Annotated in this window: 20 protein-coding genes and 1 tRNA gene; 7 read left to right on the forward strand and 14 right to left on the reverse strand. The window is 72.5% G+C overall.

The features are described from left to right. Positions 1–7: 7 nt before the first annotated feature. Positions 8–829, forward strand: coding sequence for a glycosyltransferase family 2 protein (locus tag AC3IX6_RS01075; RefSeq protein WP_489368267.1), 822 nt, complete (start codon positions 8–10; stop codon positions 827–829). A 6-nt stretch (positions 830–835) separates the two neighbouring features. Here AC3IX6_RS01075 and AC3IX6_RS01080 read toward each other — a convergent pair whose 3' ends face one another. Continuing rightward, complete coding sequence (locus tag AC3IX6_RS01080) at positions 836–1,804, reverse strand: glycosyltransferase (protein WP_489368268.1); 969 nt, start codon at positions 1,802–1,804, stop codon at positions 836–838. Continuing rightward, positions 1,768–3,774 carry an O-antigen ligase family protein gene (locus AC3IX6_RS01085; protein WP_489368269.1) on the reverse strand — a complete coding sequence of 669 codons (2,007 nt, stop codon included), beginning with the start codon at positions 3,772–3,774 and terminating at the stop codon, positions 1,768–1,770. The genes AC3IX6_RS01080 and AC3IX6_RS01085 overlap by 37 nt, the downstream gene beginning before the upstream one ends. Positions 3,775–3,856: 82 nt before the next feature. Between AC3IX6_RS01085 and AC3IX6_RS01090 the strand changes: the two genes are divergently transcribed. Further along, complete coding sequence (locus AC3IX6_RS01090; RefSeq protein ID WP_489368270.1) at positions 3,857–4,552, forward strand: hypothetical protein; 696 nt, start codon at positions 3,857–3,859, stop codon at positions 4,550–4,552. Positions 4,553–4,608: 56 nt separating this feature from the next. Here AC3IX6_RS01090 and AC3IX6_RS01095 read toward each other — a convergent pair whose 3' ends face one another. The 7 genes from AC3IX6_RS01095 to AC3IX6_RS01125 all read right to left on the reverse strand — a co-directional run bounded on the left by AC3IX6_RS01095 (position 4,609) and on the right by AC3IX6_RS01125 (position 14,300). After that, a complete protein-coding gene (locus AC3IX6_RS01095) occupies positions 4,609–5,655 on the reverse strand; it encodes a glycosyltransferase family 2 protein (protein WP_489368271.1) in 1,047 nt (348 codons plus the stop codon). Further along, positions 5,652–8,951, reverse strand: coding sequence for a DUF4082 domain-containing protein (locus tag AC3IX6_RS01100; RefSeq protein ID WP_489368272.1), 3,300 nt, complete (start codon positions 8,949–8,951; stop codon positions 5,652–5,654). The genes AC3IX6_RS01095 and AC3IX6_RS01100 overlap by 4 nt, the downstream gene beginning before the upstream one ends. Positions 8,952–8,995: 44 nt before the next feature. Continuing rightward, entirely contained in the window at positions 8,996–10,111 is a 1,116-nt protein-coding gene (locus AC3IX6_RS01105) for a DegT/DnrJ/EryC1/StrS family aminotransferase (RefSeq protein WP_489368273.1), read from the reverse strand. Next, the gene (locus AC3IX6_RS01110; protein WP_489368274.1) at positions 10,108–10,914 is read right to left on the reverse strand and encodes a NeuD/PglB/VioB family sugar acetyltransferase; all 807 of its coding nucleotides are present in this window, start codon (positions 10,912–10,914) and stop codon (positions 10,108–10,110) included. Before AC3IX6_RS01110 ends, AC3IX6_RS01105 begins: the two co-directional genes overlap by 4 nt. Beyond that, positions 10,911–12,086, reverse strand: a complete 1,176-nt coding sequence (locus AC3IX6_RS01115; RefSeq protein ID WP_489368275.1) for a DegT/DnrJ/EryC1/StrS family aminotransferase — start codon at positions 12,084–12,086, stop codon at positions 10,911–10,913. Before AC3IX6_RS01115 ends, AC3IX6_RS01110 begins: the two co-directional genes overlap by 4 nt. After that, a complete protein-coding gene (locus AC3IX6_RS01120; RefSeq protein WP_489368276.1) occupies positions 12,083–13,105 on the reverse strand; it encodes an NAD-dependent epimerase/dehydratase family protein in 1,023 nt (340 codons plus the stop codon). Before AC3IX6_RS01120 ends, AC3IX6_RS01115 begins: the two co-directional genes overlap by 4 nt. An 88-nt stretch (positions 13,106–13,193) precedes the next feature. Continuing rightward, positions 13,194–14,300 carry a Gfo/Idh/MocA family protein gene (locus AC3IX6_RS01125; RefSeq protein WP_489368277.1) on the reverse strand — a complete coding sequence of 369 codons (1,107 nt, stop codon included), beginning with the start codon at positions 14,298–14,300 and terminating at the stop codon, positions 13,194–13,196. 418 nt (positions 14,301–14,718) lie between these two features. Between AC3IX6_RS01125 and AC3IX6_RS01130 the strand changes: the two genes are divergently transcribed. The 4 genes from AC3IX6_RS01130 (at position 14,719) to AC3IX6_RS01145 (ending at position 18,537) form a co-directional block, all read left to right on the forward strand. Then, on the forward strand, positions 14,719–15,585 hold the full coding sequence (locus tag AC3IX6_RS01130) for a glycosyltransferase (RefSeq protein WP_489368278.1): 867 nt from the start codon (positions 14,719–14,721) through the stop codon (positions 15,583–15,585). 145 nt (positions 15,586–15,730) lie between these two features. Further along, complete coding sequence (locus tag AC3IX6_RS01135; protein WP_489368279.1) at positions 15,731–17,095, forward strand: MFS transporter; 1,365 nt, start codon at positions 15,731–15,733, stop codon at positions 17,093–17,095. After that, positions 17,092–18,105 carry a TolB family protein gene (locus AC3IX6_RS01140; RefSeq protein ID WP_489368280.1) on the forward strand — a complete coding sequence of 338 codons (1,014 nt, stop codon included), beginning with the start codon at positions 17,092–17,094 and terminating at the stop codon, positions 18,103–18,105. The genes AC3IX6_RS01135 and AC3IX6_RS01140 overlap by 4 nt, the downstream gene beginning before the upstream one ends. A gap of 105 nt (positions 18,106–18,210) precedes the next feature. Continuing rightward, positions 18,211–18,537 (forward strand): hypothetical protein, encoded by a 327-nt coding sequence (locus AC3IX6_RS01145; protein WP_489368281.1) that lies wholly within the window; start codon positions 18,211–18,213, stop codon positions 18,535–18,537. A gap of 115 nt (positions 18,538–18,652) precedes the next feature. Here the strand turns inward: AC3IX6_RS01145 and AC3IX6_RS01150 are convergent, their stop codons facing one another. From AC3IX6_RS01150 to AC3IX6_RS01160, 3 genes are all read right to left on the reverse strand, one after another. Then, positions 18,653–18,964: an SCO5918 family protein gene (locus AC3IX6_RS01150; RefSeq protein WP_489368282.1), complete on the reverse strand. Its 312-nt coding sequence runs from the start codon at positions 18,962–18,964 to the stop codon at positions 18,653–18,655. Between the two features lie 62 nt (positions 18,965–19,026). Then, on the reverse strand, positions 19,027–20,622 hold the full coding sequence (locus tag AC3IX6_RS01155; RefSeq protein WP_489368283.1) for a DEAD/DEAH box helicase: 1,596 nt from the start codon (positions 20,620–20,622) through the stop codon (positions 19,027–19,029). Between the two features lie 353 nt (positions 20,623–20,975). Further along, positions 20,976–21,179, reverse strand: a complete 204-nt coding sequence (locus AC3IX6_RS01160) for a cold-shock protein (RefSeq protein ID WP_053678014.1) — start codon at positions 21,177–21,179, stop codon at positions 20,976–20,978. A gap of 336 nt (positions 21,180–21,515) precedes the next feature. Here AC3IX6_RS01160 and AC3IX6_RS01165 point away from each other — a divergent pair. After that, positions 21,516–21,589, forward strand: a tRNA-Met gene (locus AC3IX6_RS01165). Positions 21,590–21,647: 58 nt separating this feature from the next. Here AC3IX6_RS01165 and AC3IX6_RS01170 read toward each other — a convergent pair. Then, positions 21,648–22,412, reverse strand: a complete 765-nt coding sequence (locus AC3IX6_RS01170; protein WP_489368284.1) for an SDR family NAD(P)-dependent oxidoreductase — start codon at positions 22,410–22,412, stop codon at positions 21,648–21,650. A 32-nt stretch (positions 22,413–22,444) separates the two neighbouring features. Further along, the gene (locus AC3IX6_RS01175; protein WP_489371703.1) at positions 22,445–23,803 is read right to left on the reverse strand and encodes an MFS transporter; all 1,359 of its coding nucleotides are present in this window, start codon (positions 23,801–23,803) and stop codon (positions 22,445–22,447) included. Positions 23,804–23,928 lie beyond the last annotated feature (125 nt).

The following is a 23,928-nucleotide window of genomic DNA, read 5'->3' on the forward strand; positions in this document are numbered from 1 at the left end:
ACATGACATGCGCCGCATCGCCCGGGCCCCCTGGGAGCTGCTCAAGCGGGCCTTCGGCTGGCTGGTGCTCTTCGAGGCCAGGAACAAGCTGCTGCTGGCCCCCTCCGCCCTGCGGCTGCGCCGCTTCGAGAACGCGGAGACCGGGCGGCTGGGCTCGCTCCTGGAGCGGCCGCCGTCCGCCCTGGTGGCCACCGTGATCGCCACCCACCGCCGTCCCGAGGCCCTGCGCGCGGCCGTGCGCTCGGCCCTGGCGCAGACCGTGACCGACCAGGTGGTCATCGTGGTGGACGACGGCGCTGGACTGCCCGAACTCCCGCCGGATCCAAGGCTATTCGCCGTCTCGCTGGCACGGAACACGGCCACCGCAGGCGTGGTGCGCAATGTGGGGATACGGCTGAGCCGCTCGCGGTACGTGGCCTTCCTGGACGACGACAACCTGTGGGAGCCGGACCATCTGGAGCAGGCCCTGACGGTCCTGGAGTCGCCGGGCGGACCGGACGCGGTGTATACGGCGCTGCGCAGGATGCTCCCCGACGGCACCCAGCGGGACGTGCTGTCGGTGCCCTTCGACCGGCGCCGCTGCGCGCACGAGGCCTTCCTCGACACCAACGCCTTCGTGGCGCGCCGCACCCCGGCCCTGTACTTCAGCCGCCTGCGGCGCACGCCCGAGGTGCTGCCCCGCGAGGACTGGGAGCTCGTACGCCGCTACAGCCGGAGCCACGAGGTCCGCCACCTGCCCCGCCCCACCGTCCGGTACCTGGTCAACCCGGAGAGCTTCTACACCGCCTGGGACGGACCGGCGCCCACCGGCCCGTCCCCCGTCGCCTAGGAAGGCTCAGGGCCCCGGGGTCGCGCGCAGGGCGGTGCGGCTGGCCAGGGCGCGGGCCGCGGCCCGGTTCGCCGGGCGGCCGAGCGCCGCCCGGGAGGTCTCCCGTAGCAGCACGGCCGCGCGGAACGCCGCGGTGGCGGGCGCCGAGTGGCGGCGGCCGTAGAGGCGTACGCGGTTGAGGGTCAGCAGGGTCCACAGCCGCGGGGAGACCTGCGAGTCCCCGCCGAGGTGGACGGCCGAGGCCGCCGGTTCGAGCCGGGTGGCGAAGCCGTGGTCGCCGGCCCGCAGGCAGTACTCGGTCTCCTCCGAGTACAGGAAGAACGATTCGTCCCAGGCTCCGCAGACCTCCAGGCACTCCCGGGAGAGCGCCATCAGGGCGCCGGTCGCCCAGTCGGCGACCGTCCTGCGCCCGTACGCCGCGGGATCGGTGACCAGCTCGCTCCAGCGCGGGAAGCGCCCCGCCCGGCGGTTGCCGATCACGGCCTCGCCCAGGGCGCGGGTCACCCGGGACTCCCGGCGCAGCGAGTAGTGGAGCGTCCCGTCCTCCTCGTACAGCAGCGGGACGCTGATCCCCACCCGGCTCCCGCCGTCCCCTCCGTCCCCGCCGTTGACGGGATCGCCGAGCGCGCCGACGAGGAGTTCCGCGCACCCCCTGCGCATCCGGATGTCCGGATTGCACACCAGGGCGGCGCGGAAGCCGCCGTCCCATCCGGCGGCGGCCGCCAGGGCGGCGTTCACCCCGGCCGCGTAGCCCGCGTTGCGGCCGGTCTCGACGACGGTGGCCTGCGGAGCCAGCGACCGGACGAGGTCCACGGTGCCGTCGGCGGAGTCGTTGTCGGCGACGACGAGCCGCCAGTCGACGCCGGCCATGCCCTCCGGCAGGGAGGCGAGGAACTCGGGTATCACCCGGGCGCTGTTCCAGGTGACGACGAGGACGGCTACGGGGCCGGTTGAAGCTGTGCTGTCGGACGACACGGGGACTCCACGTTTCGGGGCTCGGGCGCGGCGCGCCGGATGAAGCCGAGGTAGCTGCCTCCGGCGGCGATCGTCAGGAAGAACATCCCGGCGAACATCGGGAAGCTGAGGGCGTCGAAGGTGGCCGCGCTGACCAGGCCGACGAGGGCCGAGGCGAAGAACGCCTGGCCGAGCTCCCGGTCGGACTCGTCGGCGGCGAGACGGCGGATGGCGCCGCCCTGGTGGATTCCGGTGAGGAACAGCGCCAGGAGCGCGAGCAGACCCAGCAGGCCCATCTCCGCCAGGGTCAGCATGTACTGGTTGTCGGTGAAGAAGTAGAGGTCCGGGGTGAAGGTGCCCAGGCCCCGGCCGAACAGCGGGCGTTCCTCCAGATAGGGCACGATCGCGCTGTACTTCACGGTGCGGGCCTGGGTGCTGCTGTCGGAGTTCGACACGAAGGACGCGAAGAGCGTGGTGATCGTGCCGATCAGGCCGGGGACGAGGACCTTGAAGACGGCCACCGAGCCGAGCAGCAGGCCGAAGGTGGTCCAGCGGCGCTGCGGCTTCCACCGGGGCACCATCACCAGCACCACGATGAGGGCGCCGATGATGGAGGTCCGTGACACCGTCAGCGGCAGGGCGCCGCCCATCAGCGCCACGGGAGCCCAGCGGCGCCAGCGGGTCAGCTGGGCCCGGGCCGGATCGAAGGCCTGCTGGATCGCGAAGGGCAGCAGCAGGGCGAGCATGCCGCCGAACTCCAGCGGCTGCGCGGTGGTCGACCGCGGCCTGGTGAACGCGCCCCGGTCCAGGGTGGTGATCTGCGCGACGCTCGACTGGAGCCCGGGGATGCTGATCTTCTCGGCGATGTTCGTCGCGGTGAAGAAGTCGTAGTAGCCGATGGCGGCGACCACCGCCCCCATCACGACGGCTCGCCGCAGCAGCACGTCCAGGCGTGTCCGGTCCTGGATCCCGGCGGAGATCAGCACCACCAGCGATACCCAGACCAGGAGCCCGATCAGCCCGCGGTCGGCGCCCAGCACCTCCTTGTGCGAACTGCCCCGGGAGGCGTTCGCCAGGTACGAGGCCAGCACCGAGACGGCGAGCAGCCACATCACGACCCGGGGCAGCCGGGTGCCGGGGGCCGCTCTGATCCGGCCGGTCAGCCAGGTCGCCAGGTACCAGAACAGGGCCAGGAGCGCGAAGACGTTGGCCGGCGTGCCCACGCCGCCGAGGCCCGGCAGGGTCAGGTTCGAGGGGATGAAGAAGGCCAGCCCCAGATAGCCGGTGAGCAGCGCGGTGGCGTCCAGCTCCCGGTGGCGGGTCCGCCGGCGCACGCGCGGGGCGGCCGTCCCGGCGGCGGCCTCGGCGGCCTCGCGCCGTCGGCGGCGGCCCGCCAGCAGGCTCTCCAGGACGAAGGAGGCCGTGAATCCGGCGACCAGGCCGGCGATGAGTACGGCCAGGACCTGCTGGTAGCGGGTCTTGAGCTGTGGTTTCGGGGTCTGCGGCAGCACCACGGGGGCGGTCTGCACGAAGTACGCGGGCTGCACCTTGGCCGCCGCCTGGAGCGCGTTGAGCTGCTCCCCGGCGAAGTCCGTGAGCAACCTGGTCTCCTTGAGCACCTTCTCCCGGTTGGTGCCCGTGACGGTCAGCGTGAGCATCGGCCCCGAGGCGTTCGCGGCGAAGCCGACCGTGTAGGGGTCGGTCACCCCGATGCCGTGCAGGTCCCGCGCCGCGTCGGCGCCCGACAGCGTCCTGATGAGCACGTCGGCGGTCACGACGAGCGAACCGCCCGCGTTCGCGATGGGGTTGCCGAAGGCGGGTGCCAGTTCGGCGACGGCCGTGGAGTCGAGCAGGGCCACCGAGCTCTGGGACTGGTAGGACACCGGGACCGACTGGTACAGCTGCGCGCCCGCGAGGACACCGCACAGCGTCAGGGGCGCCATGACGTACCAGCGGCGCCGCAGTACCGCTCCTATCTCACCGATGTTCACGAACGCTCCCTCGCAACTGCCCGGGAACCGTTGGCGTGTTGCCCGGCGTCCTGGGAAGATCGAACACGACGGAAGGAATCCTGTGTCGCCTGGTGAGCTGTTCCGCACGTTGCTCCGGCGCTGGTACGTGCTGGTCCTGGCGGCAGTGCTCGCGGCCGCCGGGGCGCTCCAGGTGCTCCGGCCCACCACGACGTACGTGAGCACCGCGATCGTGGTGCTCAAGCCGCCGGTGACCGGCAACCAGCCGAACCAGCTCGCCAATCTGCAGCCGCCGCTGGCCGCCGTTTCCCTGGCCGCCGTACAGCAGTTGGACTCCTCCGACGGGGAGGCCGAACTGCGGGCCGCCGGGGTGGCGGGCAGCTACCGGCTGATCCCGCGCAACAGCGGCACGAGCGTCACCCCGCGCTATCTGATCCCCTCCCTGCAGATCCAGGCGGAACACACGGATCCGGCGACGGCCGACCGTTCCGTGCTGAAGGTCGTCGAGGTCTACGGGAAGCACCTCGCGGACATGCAGGCCGAGCAGAAGATCCCGGCGGCGGGCCGGATGAGCGTCACGCTGCTCGTACCGCCGTCCGCGGTGGCACAGCTCGGGACCAAGAGCCGCGGACTGGCCGGGACGGCCCTCCTGGCCCTGGTCACCGGGGTGGCCTGCGCACTGTGGACCGATCAGTTCCTGGCGGGCCGCGCCCGGCGCCGGCGCGTTCGCGCCGGCGCCGGGGGCAGCAGGTCGGAGCGGGACGGGAGCCCCGTGCCGGCGGCCGCGGCGGCCCGCTGAGACAGCGGGCCGCCCGTCCGCCAACGCCCCTGGTTCGGGGCGGTGGTGCGGTGTCATCAGATCCCTCGGCGCTTCCAGGACTGCCACCAGAGCCATTCGCGCCCCCGGTCGGCGACGGCCGACAGCACGAGCGGCTGGAGGTACGGCATCGTGCGGGCCCCGATCCGGCGGCGCCGGCGCAGGGCCCCGTACTCCGCGAGCGAGGTGTACCCGGGCAGGCACTCGGCGGCGAAGGCCTCCAGCTCCTCGACCGGGACCACCGCGGTGCGCCCGCGGTCGTAGGCCCGGTAGGCACGCCGCAGGGCGTACCGGGCCAGCCGGGTGCGGGCCGCCGTCGACAGCCGGCCCGCCTCCGGGAGCAGTCCGCCGCACTTCTCCAGCACCGAGTCGAAGGCGACGAGGCGCTGACGGAGGTCGTCGAGCTGCCCACCGAAGTCCGTGGTGGACATGTTGTTGCCGTGGACCCGGTAGAAGGCCTGGTCGGCCCCCCGGACGTAGCCCACGTCGGCGTGGGCCGCGAGCCGCATCCACATTTCGATGTCCCCGGCGTGCGGAAGCTCCGGGTCGTAGCCCCCGACCTTGCGCTGGAGGCTGGTGCGCACGACCACCTCGGGTGAGGTGATGCACCCGGTGCCCTCCCGGAAGCGCCGCTCCAGCCACCACCGCCCGGGGTAGACCACCGAGCCGGTGGACCGGGTGCGGGCCGCGGGCAGCGGTCCGCCGTGCTGGAACCGCAGCGGCCTGCCGTAGGCGAAGCCGGCTTCCGGGTGGGCGTCGAGCAGGGCCGCGGCGCGCACCAGGGCGCCGGGGACCAGCCGGTCGTCGGCGGAGAGCAGGGCGACGTAGTCCCCGTCCGCCCACTCGAGCAGGCCCTCGTTGTAGGTGGCGATGTGGCCCTGGTTCTTCTCGTGGACCCGGACCTCGATCCGGGGGTCGGCCGCCGCGAGGGCGCGCGCGACCTCCGCGGAGTCGTCGGGGGAGGCGTCGTCGATGATCAGTACCCGTACGTCGACGCCTTCCTGTTCGTCCAGGACGCTCTTGACGCAGTCGGCCAGGAAGTGGCCGTACTTGTAGCAGGGGATCACCACGCTGACCGTGCTCACTGGCCGGACACCTCCGTGGATCCCGCCGCGAGCGGGGCGGGGGCCGTGGTGGTGAAGACCGGGCCGACCCAGTAGTTCACCGATCCGAAGGTGTTGTTCGGGAAGACCGTGGCCGACCCGTACTTGTAGAGGCCGTTGCCGGTACCCGCGCCGCCGCCGTCGGCCGGGGCCACCAGCGGATAGGAGCGGTGCGCGCCGCTGAAGTAGCCGCCGTCCACGGAGTACTTGCCGTTCGGCGCGTGGTACGAGGCCACGTACTCGGTGTTCGCGGTGATGGCGACCGGGGTCGCGAAGTGCAGCTGCTGCCAGCCGGAGAGGGTTTCGCTGCCGAAGGTTCCGGTGGCCAGGAGCGTGCCGTCGGCCGCCCAGAGGCTGCCGGTGTGCGTGCCGGTGTTCCCGGGGCCCTTGTAGAAGGTGACGCCCGTGACGTAGCCGCCGACCGAGGACTGGAAACGGGTGCCCAGTTCCACGGAGTTGGTGTCGTCGCCGACGTTGGCGGTGGTCGGGGTGGCGTTCGGACCCCACAGGGTGCAGGGGCAGTTCACCGCCGGCGGGCTCGCGCTGGTGGTGAAGGTCCAGGTGACCGGCGCGGCCATGGCGTTGCCCCACAGGTCGGCCACTTGCACCGATGCCGTGTAGGTCGTGTTGAGCGCCAGTTCGGAGGACGGGGTGAAGGTGGCGCTGTTGGACACGTCGAGGACCTTGCTGCCGGGGACGGTGACGCCGCCGGGGCCCTTGACGGTGAACACCAGGGTGTCGGCGTCCACGGCCGAGTTGAAGGTGGCCTTCACCGTCGCGGTGATCGCGGTGCCGGTGGCCGCGGACTGCGGGCTGGTCGAGGTGACGGTCGGAGGCGTGGTGCTCGCGGTGGCGGTGTCCAGGACCGCGTCCACCCAGTAGTTGCTGCCGGAGGAGGCGGTGGACGGGAACCCGCCGGTGCCGCTGTAGCGGTAGACGCCGTTGCCTCCGTCGATGCCGCTCTTCAGGGCGGTGAAGGGGGCCAGCCCGGCGCCCGCCGAGGCGAAGGTGGTGTCGAAGGAGTATCCGCCGTTGGGGGCGAAGTAGGAGGCGATGTAGGTGGTGTTGGCCTTGACGGGGATCGGTGAGGAGAAGTTGAGCTGCTGCCAGCCCGACGCCGTCTCGTTGGTGAAGGTGCCCGTGGCCAGGCGCTGGCCGGTGCTGCTCCACAGGCTGCCCGTGTGGGTGCCGGTGTTGGCCGGGGACTTGTAGAAGCGGACGCCCGTGATCGATCCGGGCACCGAGGAGCGGATCTTCACGCCGAGTTCCACGGCGCTGCCGTCACCGGCGTTGACGGTGCCCGGCACGGCCGCGGCGGGCCAGACGGTGCAGGGGCACTGCTGGGGTCCCACGGTCAGCGGCACGGTGGTGGTGGCGCCGATGTTGACGCTGTCGTCCACCGCGCGGACCTTGATCTGCGCGGAACCGGGGGTGGTCGGGGTCCACTTGTAGCTCCAGGACGCGACGCCCGTGGTGGCCTTCCAGGTGGTGCCGCCGTCGGTGGAGACCTCCACGCGGGCCACGACTCCGCCGCCGCTGTCGGCGGCGGTGCCCGTGATGGTCACCGGCCGCAGGGCGGGCACCGTGGCGTTCGCCGCGGGGCTGGTCACGGTGATGACCGGGCCGGTGGTGTCCGTGGAGGCGGTGGCCGCGAGCAGGTTGCTCTGCAGGGACTTGGGCTGGACCCCCATGTCGGCGAAGATGTTCACCGTCGCCTGCTGCATGCGCTTGTCCTCGGTGACCACCGCGTCGTCCGGATTTCCGGTCGGCATGTTGGTCAGGCCCCAGGACCACTGCACGGTGCCGGATCCGAAGACCAGGGCGCCCGAGGTCTGGTCCCGGAAGGCGACCAGGCTGTGCGTCGCGGTCCCGTTGCCGTACGTGTTCCCGTAGTCGAGGCGGTACTTGCCGTCGGTGATGTCCACCGTGGTGGAGGACATCGCGATCTGCCCGGCCGGGCGCGCCGCGTCCTCCACGTCGCTGTCCCACTCGTAGCCGAGGGTGCCGACGGGGAAGGTGGCGGTCTGGGAGGGGGTCAGGTTCGCGACGGTGGTGTTCCGCCACAGCCGCATCTTGGCGTAGGCGCCGGGGACGGTGATCGCGTCGCTCCGGTAGCCGTTCACGCTGAACAGCGAGCCGGTGACCTGGTTCTGCGGCTGGTAGGGCCGGCCGTTCGTGGCGCTGGCCGGGTCCATGAAGGTGCCCGTCCAGATCCCGCTCGGGTCGGGGATGCCGTTGGGCTGCGGGAAGGAGAGCTTGGTCTCCTTGTAGCAGACCAGGGTCCGGTTGGCCGTGTTGGCCCCGTCGATGCTGGGGGTCAGACGGGTCTTCCAGAAGACCTCGTTGCCGGCGAAGTACGTCTGGTTGACGCCCGCGTGCCGTGCGTTCAGGGCGTTGGTGAACTGGTCCTGGGTCCAGTACTCGTCGTGCCCGGAGGACATGAAGACCTTGTGGTTCTGCAGCTGGGTCGCGCCCTTGGTCGACATGTCGATGCCGGACATGTAGCTGACGTCGTACCCGTTGCGCTCCAGCCAGGCGACCATCTGGTACTCGGAGCCGTAGATCCCGTTCTCCCCGCCGATGTCCATCGGCCGGTTGTAACTGACCTCGTAGGCGCGGCCGTCGGGGGCGGGACCGCCGCCGTCGTACAGGTCCTGGCCGCCGTAGTTGTTGTACGCCTGCCAGGTCTGGTCGCTGGTCTGCACGACGATGTCGGAGTGGCTGGCGTCGTTGCGGACCACGAACGGGTAGGGCATGACCCCGTTGCCGTCCGCCTGGTCGAAGTTGGCTATGTAGAGGCCGGAGACGGCGTCGGAGGGCACCGTCCAGGTGGCGGTGACCGGCCAGTTGCCGCAGTCGACCAGGCCGGTGGAGGGCTTGGTGGTGCAGCTCTGCGGGTTGCCCCCCTGCGCGAAGTTCGCCGGGTACGTCTGCGCGGCCTGGGCGGGGGTCGACATCAGGCGGGCCCCGTCACCCCCGTAGTGGCCGAGCCGGTAGACCGACACCTTGTACGCCGTCGGCGACTGGATCTTGAACTGCAGGGTCTCGCCCGCCTGCACGCTCTCCTTGGCCGGGAAACCCTTGATGTCGCCGTAGGCGCTGGGTGCGAACCAGTCGGACATCGGTGTGCCCGCCTTCGAGTTCTCGCACACGATCGCGTTGGAGCCGGGACCGCACGGGTCCGCCGCGACCGCCACCGATGGCGGCAGCGCCGCCGCCATCAGCGCTGCCACCACGGTGAAGAGCCCGTACCGCAGCAGCCTTGTCCGTCTGTTCATCCGAACCTCATTTGGGAGGGGCTTTGTGATTCGACGCCGGGGCGTCAGCGCAGCGCTGCTGAGAGCGCGTCCACGACCCGCTGCTGTTGGGCGGCGGTGATCTGGGGGAAGAGCGGGAGGGAGAGCATCCGGTCGGCGGCCAGCTCGGCGTGCGGGAAGGCCCCGCGGCCGTGTCCGAGGTGGGCGAAGGCCGGGGTGAGGTGGACCGGGGCCGGATAGTGCACGCCGGCGCCGATGCCCTCCGCGTTGAGCTTGCCGACGACCGCGTCGCGGTCCGCGCCGCTGACCCGGATGACGTACAGGTGCCATACGTGGACGTTGCCCGGAGCCGTGACCGGCAGGGTGAGGCGTCCCGTGGCCGCCAGGTCCGCCAGCAGCCCGTCGTAGCGGGCGGCGGCGGCCCGGCGGGCCTCGTTGCCCTCGGCGAGCCGGGCCAGCTTGGCCCGCAGCACGACGGCCTGCAGACCGTCGAGCCTGCTGTTGAAACCGGCCACGTCGTGCCGGTACTTGGCGACGCCGCCGTGGTTGGCCAGCGCCCGGACCAGGTCGGCGGCCTCCTCGTCGTCGGTCACCACCGCGCCGGCGTCCCCGTAGGCGCCCAGGTTCTTGCCCGGGTAGAAGCTGGTCGCGGCGATCCCCCCGCTGCCCGGGGTGCGGCCCTCCCGGGAGGCTCCCTGGCTCTGCGCGGCGTCCTCGACGAGCTTGGCGTACGGGGGCAGGCCCGCGGCGAGCGCGGTGGTGTCGGCGCACTGCCCGTAGAGGTGGACCGGGACCACCGCGCGGGTGGCCTTGGTGACCGCGTCGAGCGCGGCCTGCGGGTCGAGCAGCAGGCTGTCGGGGAGGCAGTCGGCCAGGACGGGCCGGGCGCCGATCCGGGCGACGGCGCCGGCGGTGGCGATGAACGTGTTCGCGGGCAGCACGACCTCGTCGCCGACGCCCACTCCGCTCGCCCGCAGGGCCAGTTCGAGCGCGTCGGTGCCGTTGGCCACGCCGACGCAGTGTCCGACCCCGGCGAAGGCCGCGTACTCGCGCTCGAAGGCCCGTACCTCCTCGCCGCCGATGAAGGCGGTGTCGGCCAGCACGCGGTCGAATCCCGCACGTAATTCGTCCGCGACCTCGGCGTGCGCGGCCTTCAGGTCGACGAGCGGTATCTGGTTCATGCGGTTGTGCTCCCCATCCGTGTCTCCGGCCTCCGGCCGGTCTCCGACTCATCGGCCCGCAGCTCTTCGAGCGCCGGGCCCCCCGCCTCGCGCAGCCGGCGGGCGGGACTTCCCGCCCACACCTCGCCGGCCGGCACGTCGGCCAGGACCGTGCTTCCCATTCCGGTCAGCGACCAGGCACCGACCGCCGTGTACTCCCTGACCAGGGCTCCGGCGCCCACGTAGGCACCGCGCCCCAGCCGTACCCCGCCGCCGAGGCGGACCCCGGAGGCCAGGGTCGCGAAGTCCCCGACCTCGTCGTCGTGCGTGAGGACCACGTGCGGCATGACCGCCACGTGGGCCCCCACCCGTACCGCCGCCGTCAGCACGCAGTGCGCGAGCAGGACCGTGCCCGGCCCGAGGACCGAGGAGCCGGAGAGCGCCGCCGTGGGGTGGACCACGGTGGCGTACCGGCTCTCGGGCAGGGCCAGGCGCCGCACCAGGCGGGCCCGTACCCCGTAGTCGCGGGGGCTGCCGACGCAGACCACCACGCGGGCGTCGGGACGTTCGTGCACCAGGGCGCTGCCGCCCAGGACGGGTACGCCGTCGATGTCCCGGCCGTGCAGGGCCAGGTCGTCGTCCAGGTGACCGGCGAGCCGCCAGCGCGGGGCCCGGCCGGCCGCCAGGTCGGCGGCGGCCGCGTCCCGTACGGCCTGGGCCGTCTCCCGGGCGAACCCGCCCGCGCCCACGATCAGCAGGCTCTCGGTCGCCGTCGTCGGCGTCGCCCTCCCGGTCCCGGTCGCGGGACCGTGCGGCCCGCTCATCCGCCGCCGGCCTGATCGCGCAGCGCCGCAACCACCCGGTCCTGCTGCTCCTCGGTCATGGTGTGGAACAGCGGCAGGATCAGCGAGTCGCGGGTGATCCGCTCGGTCACCGGCAGCGCCGCCGCACCGTGACCGGCGTACGCGGGTTCCAGGTGGGAGGCCATGATCCCGCGCCGGGCCGAGATCCCGGCCTCGGCCAGCGCCGCGAGCAGCTCGTCACGGCCTACGGGGAAGTCCCCGGCGAGGAGCACCCAGTACGACTGGAAGTTCCCCTCGCCGTGAGCCGGGTCCCGGACCGGGGTGAGACCCGGGACATCGGCGAGGAGCCGCGCGTACCGGGCGGCGAGGTACCGCCTGCGGGCCACGATCTCGTCCAGCTTGCCCAGTTGCACCAGGCCGACCGCGGCCTGGATGTCGGTCATCCGGTAGTTGTAGCCGACCTCCAGGTAGCTCTCGGCGATCGGCTTGCTGCTCGCGTGCCGCTGCGCCGCGGACACGTTCATGCCGTGCTCGCGCAGTCGGCGCAGCCGCTCGGCCCACGCGGCGTCGTCCGTGGTCACCATGCCGCCCTCGCCGGTGGTGATCACCTTGCGGGGGTGGAAGGACCAGGCGGCCAGCAGCGCGCCCTGGCCGACCGGCTTGCCGCCGACGGTGGCGCCGATGCCGCAGGCGGCATCCTCCACCAGGGCCAGGCCCCGATCGGCGCAGGCGGCGCGCAGGGCGTGCACGTCGGCCGGGACCCCGCCCTGGTGGACGGCGATCACCGCCTTGGTGCGCGGGGTGCGGACGGCGTCCACGGTGGCCGGGGTCAGGTTCCCGGTGGCCTCCTCCACGTCGGCGAACACCGGCTGCGCGCCCACGTAGCGCACGGCGTTGGCCGTGGCGATGAAGGACAGCGAGGGGACGATGACCTCGTCGCCGGGACCGAGGTCCAGTGCGATGAGCGAGAGGTGCAGGGCGGTGGTGCAGGAGCTGACCGCGATGCCGTGCTCGGCGCCCACCCGCTCGGCGAAGGCCCGTTCGAACTCCGCGACCCTGGGTCCCTGGGCCACCCAGCCGGACAGGACCGCGTCGGCGGCGGCCCGCGCCTCGTCCTCACCGAGCCACGGGATCATGACGGGGATGCGGGCGGGGGCGGGCGCGGGGGCGGCGCCGGCGTCCGGGGCGCTCATCGGCCGGTTTCCGCGGCGGCGGTGTCACCGGCGGCCGCCGCGGTCTGCGCGGCCTCCGCGCGCTCGGCCCGCCACCAGTCGACCAGGTCCCGCAGCCCGCTGCGCAGGTCGATCTCGGCCGTGAACCCGAGACGCTCGGCGGCCTGCGAGGTGTCCGCGAGCCGGCGGGTCACCCCGTTCACGGCGCGGGCCGGTCCGTGTTCCGGCGCCAGGCCCTCGGCGCCCATGGCTTCCAGGAGGCCGTTCGCCAGGTCGAGCAGACTGGTCTCGGAGCCGCTCGCGACGTTGAACACCTCGTCGGTCAGGTCCGATTCGGCGGCCAGCAGGTTGGCCCTGGCGATGTCCCGGACGTCGACGAAGTCCATGGTCTGGGTTCCGTCGCCGAGGATCAGGGGCGGTTCGCCCGAGGCGATCCGCTCCATCCACCGGATCAGCACCTCGGTGTACAGCCCGTGGATGTCCATCCGGGGGCCGTACACGTTGAAGTAGCGCAGCGCGACGTAGTCCAGCCCGTACATGGCGTGGAAACTGCGCAGCACGCCCTCGTTGAAGGCCTTCGCGGCCCCGTAGAAGGTGTCGTTGTTGTACGCGTGGTGGCGCTCTGTGGTCGGGAAGGACTCGGCCATCCCGTAGACCGAGGCCGAGGACGAGGCGATGACCTTGCCCACGCCGGCGGCCGCGGCGGCCTCCAGCACGTTGAACGTCCCGTCGACCATCACCTCGTTGGCCAGCCGCGGTTCCTCGGCGCACTGGGTGATCCGGATCGCCGCCAGGTGGAAGACGAAGTCGGCTCCCTCGGTCGCCTTGCGCACCGCGGTGACGTCCCGGATGTCGCCCTCGACCAGGTCCACGACCCCGCTGGGCAGCGCGCGCGCCAGGTTGGCGCGGCGTCCCCGTACGAAGTTGTCGAGCACGACGATCTCGCGTGCCCCGTTGTCCACCAGCAGGTCCACCAGGTGCGAGCCGATCGTGCCCGCTCCGCCGGTGACCAGAATCCTCTTGCCTCGTACGCTGCTCAACGCCCTGCCCCTACTGAGTCGGTCATGGTCTTCCCTGCTGTGCCCGGCGCGCAGCACGCGGCTGTGCCCCGGGCGGCGTCGTCAACGCTCAACGTCCGGTGCGCAGTCCGACGACGGCGCCCTTGAACTCCAGGCTGCGGGAGGCCGCTTCGAGGATGTCGAGGACCTGGAGTCCCGCCCGGCCGTCGGTGAGCGGGGGCCGCCCCGTCCTGATCGACGCGGCGAACTCCTCGACCATGCTGCGCAGGGCCTCCTTCTCGCCGAGTGCGGGGGCCACCATGTCGCCGGTCCGGTAGGAGACGAGCATGTCGCGGCGCTCGTCCGCGCCGATCTCCTGCGGGGCCGTGAGGTCGACTCCGCGGTCGAACACGGCGACCCGCTGCGTGGGGTTGAGGTCGTCCCACACCAGGGTGCGCTTGGAGCCGCCGACCATCGTGGTGCGGACCTTCACCGGGGACAGCCAGTTGACGTGCACGTGCGCGATGGCGCCGGTGTTGAGCTGGAGCGTCAGATAGGCCACGCAGGACTGGCCGGCCCCGATCGGGTCGGCCCCGTGCGCGGCGACGGCGACCGGGTGCACGTTGTCCGGGAGGATGAAGTCGAGCACCGAGAGGTCGTGCGGGGCCAGGTCCCACAGGACGTCGATGTCCTTCTGGACCAGGCCGAGGTTGATCCTGACCGAGTCCACGAACTGGATGTCGCCCAGTTCGCCGGAGCGGACCATGTCCCGGATGCGGGCCACCGCCGGGGTGTAGCAGTAGGTGTGGTCGCACATCAGCGTGAGGCCGCGTTCCTCGGCCTCGTTCACCAGCCGCAGCCCGTCCTCGTAGGTGGCGGCGAGCGGCTTCTCCACGAGGACGTGCTTGCCGGCGCGCAGGGCGGCCAGGGCGACGTCGAGGTGGGTGCCGGCCGGTGTGGCCACGGCGACGGCTTCGACGGCGGGGTCGGCCAGGACCGCCGCGTAGTCCGCGGTCGCCTGGACCGTCGAGTAGTCGCCGAGCACCTGGCGGGCCCGGTCGACGTTCAGATCACAGAGCCAGCGGAGCCTGAACTCCGGACTGGACTGGAAGTTGCGGACGAGATTGGGGCCCCAGTAGCCCGCTCCGACGACGGCGACCCCTAACGGCTCCGTCCGTCCGGCACCCGCACGTGCGCCCGTGGCGTCGCGCCCGGCGTCCTTCGCGGTGTCCTTCACAGCGTTCCCTTTCCTTCCGCGCACGCCCGCAGGCGTGTCGACGACCCATGGCCGGGACGCGTGCGAAGGAAGGGGGTGCCGTCGAGGGCACACCGGGCGCCTGTGCGACCCGTGCGTGACCCGTCCGACGGTGATGGCCCCCACGACCGATGCCGTACGTGTTGCACGTACTTCCGCCCCCCGGCCGTCCGGCACCCCTAGCGCCGGCCGGCCACGGACAGGCGGCCTGTTCCCCCAAGCCGCCGAACCCGTAACCTGCCCCAACTACCCTGCGCCGACCGGATTGCAGCGTGGATCACGGCATTGCCGAAACACGCCGAATCCCGTCGGCTGCGTTCAATCTAGACCACTGGGCGTACCCCCGGGGAGAGTTGGAGGAAACGGTCGGTACGGGCGTTCGACCATGCATACTTCCGGGGTGACCAGCATCGTGATCCCGGCCCACAACGAGGGCCGGGTCATCGGCCGGCTCCTCGACGCGCTCCTGGCCGAGGCCCCGTCCCCGGGGCCCGACATCGTCGTGGTGTGCAACGGCTGTACGGACGACACCGCGGCGGTGGCCGCCGCTCGCGGCCCCCGCGTACGGGTGGTCGAGATCCCGACTCCCTCCAAACACCGGGCACTTCGGGTGGGCGACGAGCACGCGCGCGGCTTCCCCCGTCTCTACGTGGATGCCGACGTGGTGGTCGGCGCGGCCGACGTGCGGGCCCTGACCGACGCCCTCGCCGCGGGCCCGGACCTGCTCGCCGCGGCCCCCGGCCGGGACATTCCGCTTGGCGGCTGCGCCTGGCCGGTCCGGGCGTACTACCGGGTCTGGCAATTGCTGCCGGCCGTCCGCGAGGGACTGTTCGGGCGCGGGGTCATCGCGGTGACCGAACCGGGGCACGCCCGGCTCGCCGTGCTGCCGCCGCTGATGGCCGACGACCTGGCCGCGTCCCTGGCCTTCGCGCCGGGAGAACGGCGGGTGGTGGAGGCGGCCAGGGTCGTGGTCCTCCCGCCGCGCACCTGGCGCGATCTGATCAAACGCCGGGTGCGGGCGGCTACTTCCTCCGCCGAGCTGGAGCGCTTCCAGGCCGCGCGGGCTTCCGGGCCGGCGGCGCCCCAGCCGTCCGCACGCACCGGTACGGGAGACCTGCGGGCGCTGCTCCGGGCCCAGCCGCGGCTGCTCCCGGGGGTGGTGGTGTTCGTCGTGGCGGCCCTCGCGGCCCGCCGGGGATCCCGCAAGGCCATCCGGAGCGGGGACTTCTCCACCTGGCTGCGCGACGAGAGCAGCCGTCAGGGCTGAGCTGCCGGCAGGGTCCGAGCGACCGGCGGGGCTGAGCGGCCGAATCCAGTCGTACCCAGCCCAGTTGGCCCGTACAACCATTAGGGTGCCAATCGCACGTACGACTGGCTCACCGTTCAGACGCCGGACCGGGAGTTCGAAAAGCATGTACCTCGCGGACCGCTCCGCGCCCGAGGAGGCGAAGGCCACCGCCGACGGATCCCCCGTCCGCGGACCCGCGGTCGCCTCGGCCGTCCTCGCACTGGGCTCGGTCAGCCTGATCACCGACGTCTCCTCCGAGATGGTCACCGCCGTCCTGCCGCTCTACCTCGTCGCCGGACTGGGCCTGAGCCCGCTCGGCTTCGGCGCCCTCGACGGCCTGTACAACGGGGTCAGCGCGCTGGTGCAGCTGACCGGCGGGCACCTCGCCGACCGGATCCGCAACCACAAGCTGATCGCCGGTATCGGCTACGGACTGTCCGCGGCGTGCAAACCACTGCTGCTGCTCGCCCACAGCCTGGGCCCGGTGGCGCTGATCCTCGCCCTGGAACGGACCGGCAAGGGCCTGCGCACCGCCCCGCGCGACGCGCTCATCTCCCTTTCCACGCCGCCCGAGTTACAGGGTCGGGCCTTCGGCGTGCACCGCGCCATGGACACCACCGGGGCCCTGCTCGGGCCGCTCGCCGCGTTCTTCATCCTGAGCGTGACGGTCGACGGGTACGACGCCGTCTTCGGTGTCAGCGCCTGCGTGGCCGCCCTGGGCGTGGTGGTGCTCCTGCTGTTCGTGCCGTCCGGCGCGGAGCCGCGGCCCGCCCGCCCGAAGGCCGCCACTCCCCCGGTCCCGGCTCCACGGAAGCCCTCCGCCGCCGAAGCCGCCTCCCCGAAGCCGGACGCGGTGAACCTGCGCGACGCGCTGGGCCTGCTGCGGCTGCCCCGGCTGCGCGCCCTGGCGGGCTGCGCCGCCCTGCTCGGGCTGACCACCGTCAGCGACGCCTTCCTGTACCTGCTGCTCCAGGACCGCACCGGCATCGGCGAGCGGTGGTTCCCCCTCCTCCCCCTGGGCACCGCGGCCGTGTTCCTGCTGCTGGCCGTCCCGGCGGGCGCCCTCGCGGACCGCATCGGACGCCGCACCGTGTTCCTCACCGGGCACGCCCTCCTGCTGGCCGGTTACGGGCTGCTCCTGTGGGCCCCCGGCCTGCCCGCGCTCCCCTACCTGGTCCTCGCCCTGCACGGCATGTTCTACGCCGCCACCGACGGGGTGCTGCCCGCGGCCGTCGCCGCGACCGTCCCCGCGAAGCTGCGGGCCACCGGCATCGCGCTCGTGGGCACCGGCCAGGCCCTGTCCCGCTTCGGCTGCTCACTGGCCTTCGGCGCCGCGTGGACGGTCCTGGGCTCGGGCCCGGCGCTCGCCGCCGCCGCGGCCGGCCTGTGCTGCTGCGCGGCCGTCGCCGGTTTCGTACTCCGCCCCACGGCCCCGGACGGCGCCACCGCCCGGGCCCCGCGCCCCCGACGCTCCCGAGGAACCCGATGACCCGCTCCCGCCGGCTGCTCGTACTCGCCCTGGCCGTGCTGCTCCTCGCAGGCGTGGCCGGCGTGCTGGTGGTGCGCGCCGCCGCCCGCTCCGAGCAGACCCGCGCGGGCGACCCGACGGCCGCCCCGGGCAAGGTCACGCTCGACCGGCGCGGCACCCTGGGCTTCGTCAACGGCGCGCAGGGCCCGCAGCGCGGAGCCCTCGTCTCCGTACCGGACCGCTCACCGCAGGACCCGCGGACCGCCTCGGGACTCGGCTGCCTGCGGTTCCACGCCGCAGCCGGCACCGGTGTGTGCCTGAGCTCCTCCCCGGGGGCCCTCGCCCAGGACAACCGGGCGCTGATCGTCGACTCCGAACTGCGCACGCTGCGCGAGTTCCCGCTCGCGGGCACCCCCTCGCGGGCCCGGGTCTCCCCGAGCGGCCGCTTCGCCGCCTGGACCGTCTTCGTCGCCGGGGAGTCCTACGGCTCCGCGTTCTTCTCCACCCGGACCTCGATCGTGGACACCCGTACCGGGGCGCTCGAACCGGACCTGGAGAAGTTCGCCATCGAGCGGGACGGCCGTCCCTACAGCGCGAGCGACACCAACTTCTGGGGCGTCACCTTCTCCAAGGACGACGACACCTTCTACGCCACCCTCGGCACCGACAACCAGACGTACCTGGTGAAGGGTTCGATCGCGCGGCGCAGCGTCACCACCCTCGCCTCGAACGTCGAGTGCCCGTCCCTGTCCCCCGACGAGACGAGGATCGCGTACAAGAAGCGGGTGCAGCGCGGTGCGTCCCTGTGGCGCGAACACGTGCTGGATCTGGGGACGTTGCGGGAGCAGCCGCTGACGGAGAAGCGCAGCGTGGACGATCAGGCGCTCTGGCTCGACGACCGGACCCTGGCCTACGCCCTGCCCACCGAGGGCTCCGTGGACACCACGGACCTCTGGACGGTCCCGGCGGACGGCACCGGGACCCCCCGCGTCCTGGCTCCGGCCGCTTCTTCGCCCACCCGGCTCGGCTGATCGGCCGCCTGCCTGCCGGCCTGACGGCGCCCCGCCCGGGCCGCGCGCTCCATCCCGCCGGGCCCGGAGGCGTACCCGGGGGCCCGCAGAATCGTTGGGGCGGGCATGGGCACTCCACACGCCGTCTCCCCGTCCCCGGCCCGCCACCGGGCACCCGACCGCGCCCCCGCCGCGCTGGCACGGGGCATTCCCCGGCAGCAGTCGGGCAGTCCCGCCCCCTCGGGCGGGGCGATCGTCTTCGATCAGCTCGCCCGTGAGTGGGAGGCGCGCGGGGCCACCGTTCCCGGCCGTCCCGACCCGCTGTGGGAGCGGCTCATCACCTACGCGCACTTCCAGCGCGAGACGGACGCCACCCTGCGGAGCCTGCGCCTGGACGGGGCCGCTCCCCCGCCGGCCCCCGCCGCGGCGGGCCCGCGCTGGACCCGGGCGTGATCCGGGCCCGATCCGGGCGTACGTGATGCGGCGCGGCACGGAAAAGGCCCAGGGCCCCGGTCGGCTGTCGCCGGCCGGGGCCCTGGGCTCCGTACGCGTTGTTCCTGCGGCCCCGCTACACGCCCGAGGGGGCGCCGAGCATCGCCGACGCCTTCTCGACCGCGCTCAGCCCCTCGGTGGGCGCCGGGACCGTTTCGAGCGGGCGGCAGGTGAAGCCCAGGGCGGTCAGGGCCCTGGTCACCTCGGCGGCCGTGAAGTCGCGGCGGTCCTGGCGGGTGATGACCGCGCCCACCTGCTTCACGGGGTAGGAACGACGCCCTATGACCACGGAGTCACCGGTGATCGGTTCGGGCTTGACGCCCTTCATCGATTCGAGGACGCCGGCCTTGGTCAGGTCGAACGGAAAGCGGGCGATGACGAAGCGCATGCTGCCTCACAGGTAGAAGAGAACCGTCCGTGCCCGGTCCGGCAGGATCCGGGCGGGGCCGCCTAAGCCGCCGTGGTAACCGGGGACTGGCGCTGCGGCCCCCGTGCGGTGGCGGAGGTCCTGCTGCGCCGGTCCTGTGCGGGCCGGCTGCGACGGCCCCGGGAGGCGCCGCCGGTCCCGCCCCTGGGCCGCTCGGTGACGGGGGCGGTGATGACGACCGGAACACCGGACGGCGCCTGGGCGCCGGTGATCCGGCTCAGTTCGGCCTCGCCGGAGCGTACCTGTGCGGTCTGCGGGGTGATACCCGCGGCCTGCATGAGGCGAACCATGTCGCGGCGCTGGTTGGGCAGGACCAGGGTGACGACGCTGCCGGACTCGCCGGCGCGGGCGGTGCGGCCGCCGCGGTGCAGGTAGTCCTTGGGGTCGGTCGGCGGGTCCACGTTGACGACGAGGTCGAGGTTGTCGACGTGGATGCCGCGGGCCGCGACGTTCGTGGCCACGAGCACGCTGACGTGCCCGCTCTTGAACTGTGTGAGGGTGCGGGTGCGCTGGGGCTGGGACTTTCCGCCGTGCAGGGCCGCGGCGCGCACTCCGCTGCTCAGGAGGTGCTCGGTGAGCCTGTCCACGCCGTGCTTGGTGTCCAGGAACATGATCACGCGGCCCTCGCGGGCGGCGATCTCGGTCGTGGCGGCCTGCTTGTCGAAGTTCTGCACGTGCAGGACGTGGTGTTCCATCGTGGTGACGGCGCCGGCCGAGGGGTCGACGGAGTGCACGACGGGGTCGGTCAGGTAGCGGCGCACCAGCAGGTCGACGTTGCGGTCGAGGGTGGCGGAGAAGAGCATCCGCTGGCCCTCGGGACGCACCTGGTCGAGGAGCGCGGTGACCTGGGGCATGAACCCCATGTCCGCCATCTGGTCGGCCTCGTCCAGGACGGTGATCCCGACCTGGTTCAGCCGGCAGTCACCCCGCTGGATGAGGTCCTTCAGGCGGCCCGGGGTGGCGACGACCACTTCGGCCCCGCCGCGCAGTGCGCCGGCCTGCCGGTGGATCGGCATGCCGCCGACGACGGTGGCGATCCTCAGCTTCACGGCGCGGGCGTAGGGCGTGAGGGCCGCCGTGACCTGCTGGGCGAGCTCACGGGTGGGTACGAGGACCAGCGCGAGCGGCTGGCCCGGCTCGGCCTGCTGGCCGGCGGTACGGGCCAGCAGCGCCAGGCCGAAGGCCAGGGTCTTGCCGGAGCCGGTACGGCCGCGTCCCAGGACGTCCCGGCCCGCGAGACCGTTGGGCAGCGTGGCCGCCTGGATCGGGAACGGGGTGGTCATGCCCTCGCGGGTGAGCGTGGCGAGCAGCTGGGACGGCATTTCCAGATCGGCGAACGCCTCGACGGCGGGCAGCGCGGGGACCACGGTGACCGGCAGGGCGAACTCGCCCTGCGGTGCGGCGGGACGGCGCCCGCCGTAGCCGCCGCCACCCGAGCGCTTGGGACCGCCGGAGCGGCTGGGGGCGGAGGAGCCGAACCGGCTGCCGGAGCGGCCGCCGGAGCCGGAGCCACCGTAGGAGCTGCCGGAGGAGCCACCGTAGGAGCCGCCGTAGGAGCTGTTGGATCCACCCGTACGGGAGGACGAAGATCGGTCATTCATGCGGGTCGTGCGGTTCATGCAGAACCTTCCTCGATACGGCGCACATCGAGGAGTTCTCGGCGGCGAAAAGCTGGCCGCACGAGGATTCACAAGAATGAGCCGGAGCATAAAAAGATATGACTGAGTCGAATCGAACTGCGATCGATCGACCGGCCATGAAAGGATTATCACCCTATGTGTCGGCGAAATATGCGCCGCATGCGGGTGGGGAGCCGAGGAGTGCATCCATCGGCCGAACGGTGGGGCGCCGGCACAGGTTTCCCCGTCGCGCCGCGCACGCGGGCCGAGACGGCCCTCAGATCCAAAAAACGCAACGAGCTGGGGCCCGCACCCCAAGGTGCGGGCCCCAGCTACGCGGTTACGCGTGAACGTCAGGCGGTGACGATGTTCTCGGCGGTCGGGCCCTTCTGGCCCTGCGCGATGTCAAAGCTGACCTTCTGGCCTTCCTGAAGCTCACGGAAGCCCTGCGAGGCGATGTTCGAGTAGTGGGCGAACACGTCAGGACCGCCACCCTCCTGCTCGATGAAGCCGAAGCCCTTTTCCGCGTTGAACCACTTCACGGTGCCATTAGCCATGTTTTTAACTCCTTCGGGGCACAGCCCGGAGATCCGCACTGTGCGAATCTCAAGTCGCCGATGATTGCCCAGCCCGGAAACCGCCGGAAAAACAAGAACACTCGCCCTGCTCCTACGAAGAGGAGCGGGCAGAGGTGCTCGAAATTTTGGGAACCACAACTGCAACTAAAACCACAGTAGCACGCCAGGGTCGGCTCGGCGTGAAAATAAAACCCGCTCCGCCGGCCGTACGGAAATTCTCCTCGGCCCACGATAGTTTTTCCGTCTCGGCGGACCTGGATTTTCGGCGGTGGTCGGAGGCCCGCCCGGGATCCCGTACAGTGATGTTCACAACGACGCGGGGTGGAGCAGCTCGGTAGCTCGCTGGGCTCATAACCCAGAGGTCGCAGGTTCAAATCCTGTCCCCGCTACGAAAGGTCCGGCCCCCTTGACGCCCAGGCGTCAAGGGGGCCGGACCCATTTCCGGGGTCAGGCGCCGACTCCGCCGTCGATCACCAGGTCGGTGCCGACCACGGAGCCGGCGTCCGGCGATGCCAGGTAGAGCACGGCCGCCGCGACCTCGGCGGTGGAGGACACCCGGCCCAGCGGCGATTCGTCCTTCATCCTGGCCGCACGCTCGGCGTCGTCCTCCCCCGGTCGCAGCGACATCGTGGTGGCGGTCGCGCCGGGGCTGACCGCGTTGATGCGGACCCCGTCGGCGATGTGGTCCAGGGCGGCGGCCCGGGTCAGGGCGGAGACGGCCGCCTTGGTGGTGAGGTAGCCGGCGACTCCCGGGATGCGGGTGTGCGCGCCGAGGTTCGAGGAGATGTTGACGATCGCCCCGCCCGCGGGCTGGTCGCGCATGGCGGCCACCTCCGCCTGGAGGCTGAGGAGGACACCGGTGACGTTGATGTCCAGCATGCCGCGCCAGTCCTCCTCCGCGAGGTCCACGACGGGGCCGCCGCCCCGGAAGACGCCCGCGTTGTTCACGGCGACGTCGATGCCGCCGAATTCTTCGACGGTGCGGCGCACCATGGCCCGTACGTCCTCGGAGCGGGTCACGTCCGCGGTCACCGCGACCGCCCTGCCCCCCTCCTTCTCGATCAGCTCGACCGTCTCGTCGAGCAGCAGTGCGGTGCGGCCGGCCGCGACGACCGCGGCTCCCTCGGCGGCGAAGGCGAGGGCGACGGCCCGGCCGATGCCGGAGCCGGCTCCGGTGACGAGGACGCTCTTGCCGGTGAAACGTGCGGACATGGTGGTGATTCCCTTGCTCGGTTGTCTGTCGGTTACTTGATGCGGGTGTTGAGGAAGGCGGCCGCGGCGAAGGCGACCGCGGTGGCGGCGAGCGAGACCGTGTCGGAGCCCAGGGAGAGGACGGCGGCGAAGACGACCGTCGGTCCGAGCTCCATCGCGGTGTTCATCACCCCGCCGGCGAGTCCCGCCTGGTGGGGGGCCACCCCGTCGGTGGCGAGGACCGCGGCCCCCGCGAAGGCTGCCGCCGCTCCGGCGGGCAGCAGGAGCAGCCCGGGGAGGAGGCCGTAGGCGTACGGGATCTGCGCGGCCAGGCCGGTGAGCGCGAGGAGCGCGAGCCCGGCCGCGGCGACCACGAGGCCGGCGGTGGTGACCCGGGATGCCCCGTACCGGCCCACGAGGGGACCTGCCGCCCGGCCCGCCACCAGGAGCACCACGGCGAAGGGGAGGAACGCGGCGGAGGTCCGCAGCGCCGACCAGCCCAGTTCCTGCTGGAGGTGGAGGGAGAGGAGGACGAAGGTCACGGCGGTACCGGCGGCGGTGAGACCGATGGCCGCGAGGGCGAGGCCCCGGCGACGGTCGCGGAGGAATCCGAGCGGGAGCAGGGGGTCACGGACCCGGCGCTCGACGAGCGGGAAGGCCAGCAGGAGCGCGGCCGCGGTGAGCAGGGTGACCAGGACGCTCGTCGATCCCCAGGACCGGACGTCGGTGAGGACGAAGCCGTAGCTGGCGAGGCTGATGCCGGCGGTGGCCAGCAGGGCGCCCGGCAGGTCCAGGGAGCGGCCCTCGCCTTCCGGGGTGGCGGGCAGCAGCCGGGGGGCGAGGAGCAGTGCCGCGGCGGCCACGGCGACCGGGACGGCGAAGGACAGCCGCCAGCCGCTCAGGGCCGAGATGACTCCGGAGAGCAGGTTGCCGGCGGTCGCGCCGAGCACCGACAGCCCGCCCCAGGTCGCCATCGCCCGTCCGAACGTGGCGGGTTCGGGGAAGACCGCCCGCAGTACGGCCATGGCGGCGGGTGCGGTGAGCGCGGCGCCCACCCCCTGGGCGAAGCGGGCGGTGAGCAGGACCCCGGCCCCCTGGGCGAAGGGTGCGGCGAGGGAGGCCACGGCGAAGAGGAGCAGTCCGGCGGTGAGCACCCGGCGGCCGCCGAACCGGTCGGTGAGGCGGCCTCCGAAGAGCAGCAGGCCGGCGAAGCTCAGGCCGTAGGCGGCACTGAGGAGCAGCAAGTCATCGCGGCCCAGGGTGAATTCGCGGCCGATCGCGGGCAGCGGCACGATGAGCGAGGTGAGCGCGAAGATCAGCGTCATCTGCACGGTGCCGAGCAGCGCGAAGGCCGGGCCGGGCGCCGGGCGGACCGCCCTGGTTCCGGATCCGGACGCGGTGAGCGCCTGCATGGTGCCTGTGGTCTGCGTGGTCTGTGTGGTCTGCGTGGTCTGCGGGTTCTGCGTGACGGCCATTACTCCCCCTCATGACGTGAACTGGATCGTACGTTCCAGAATGAAGCCTTAAAAGAACCTCC

Source organism: Streptomyces sp. GL_141, assembly GCF_057834385.1.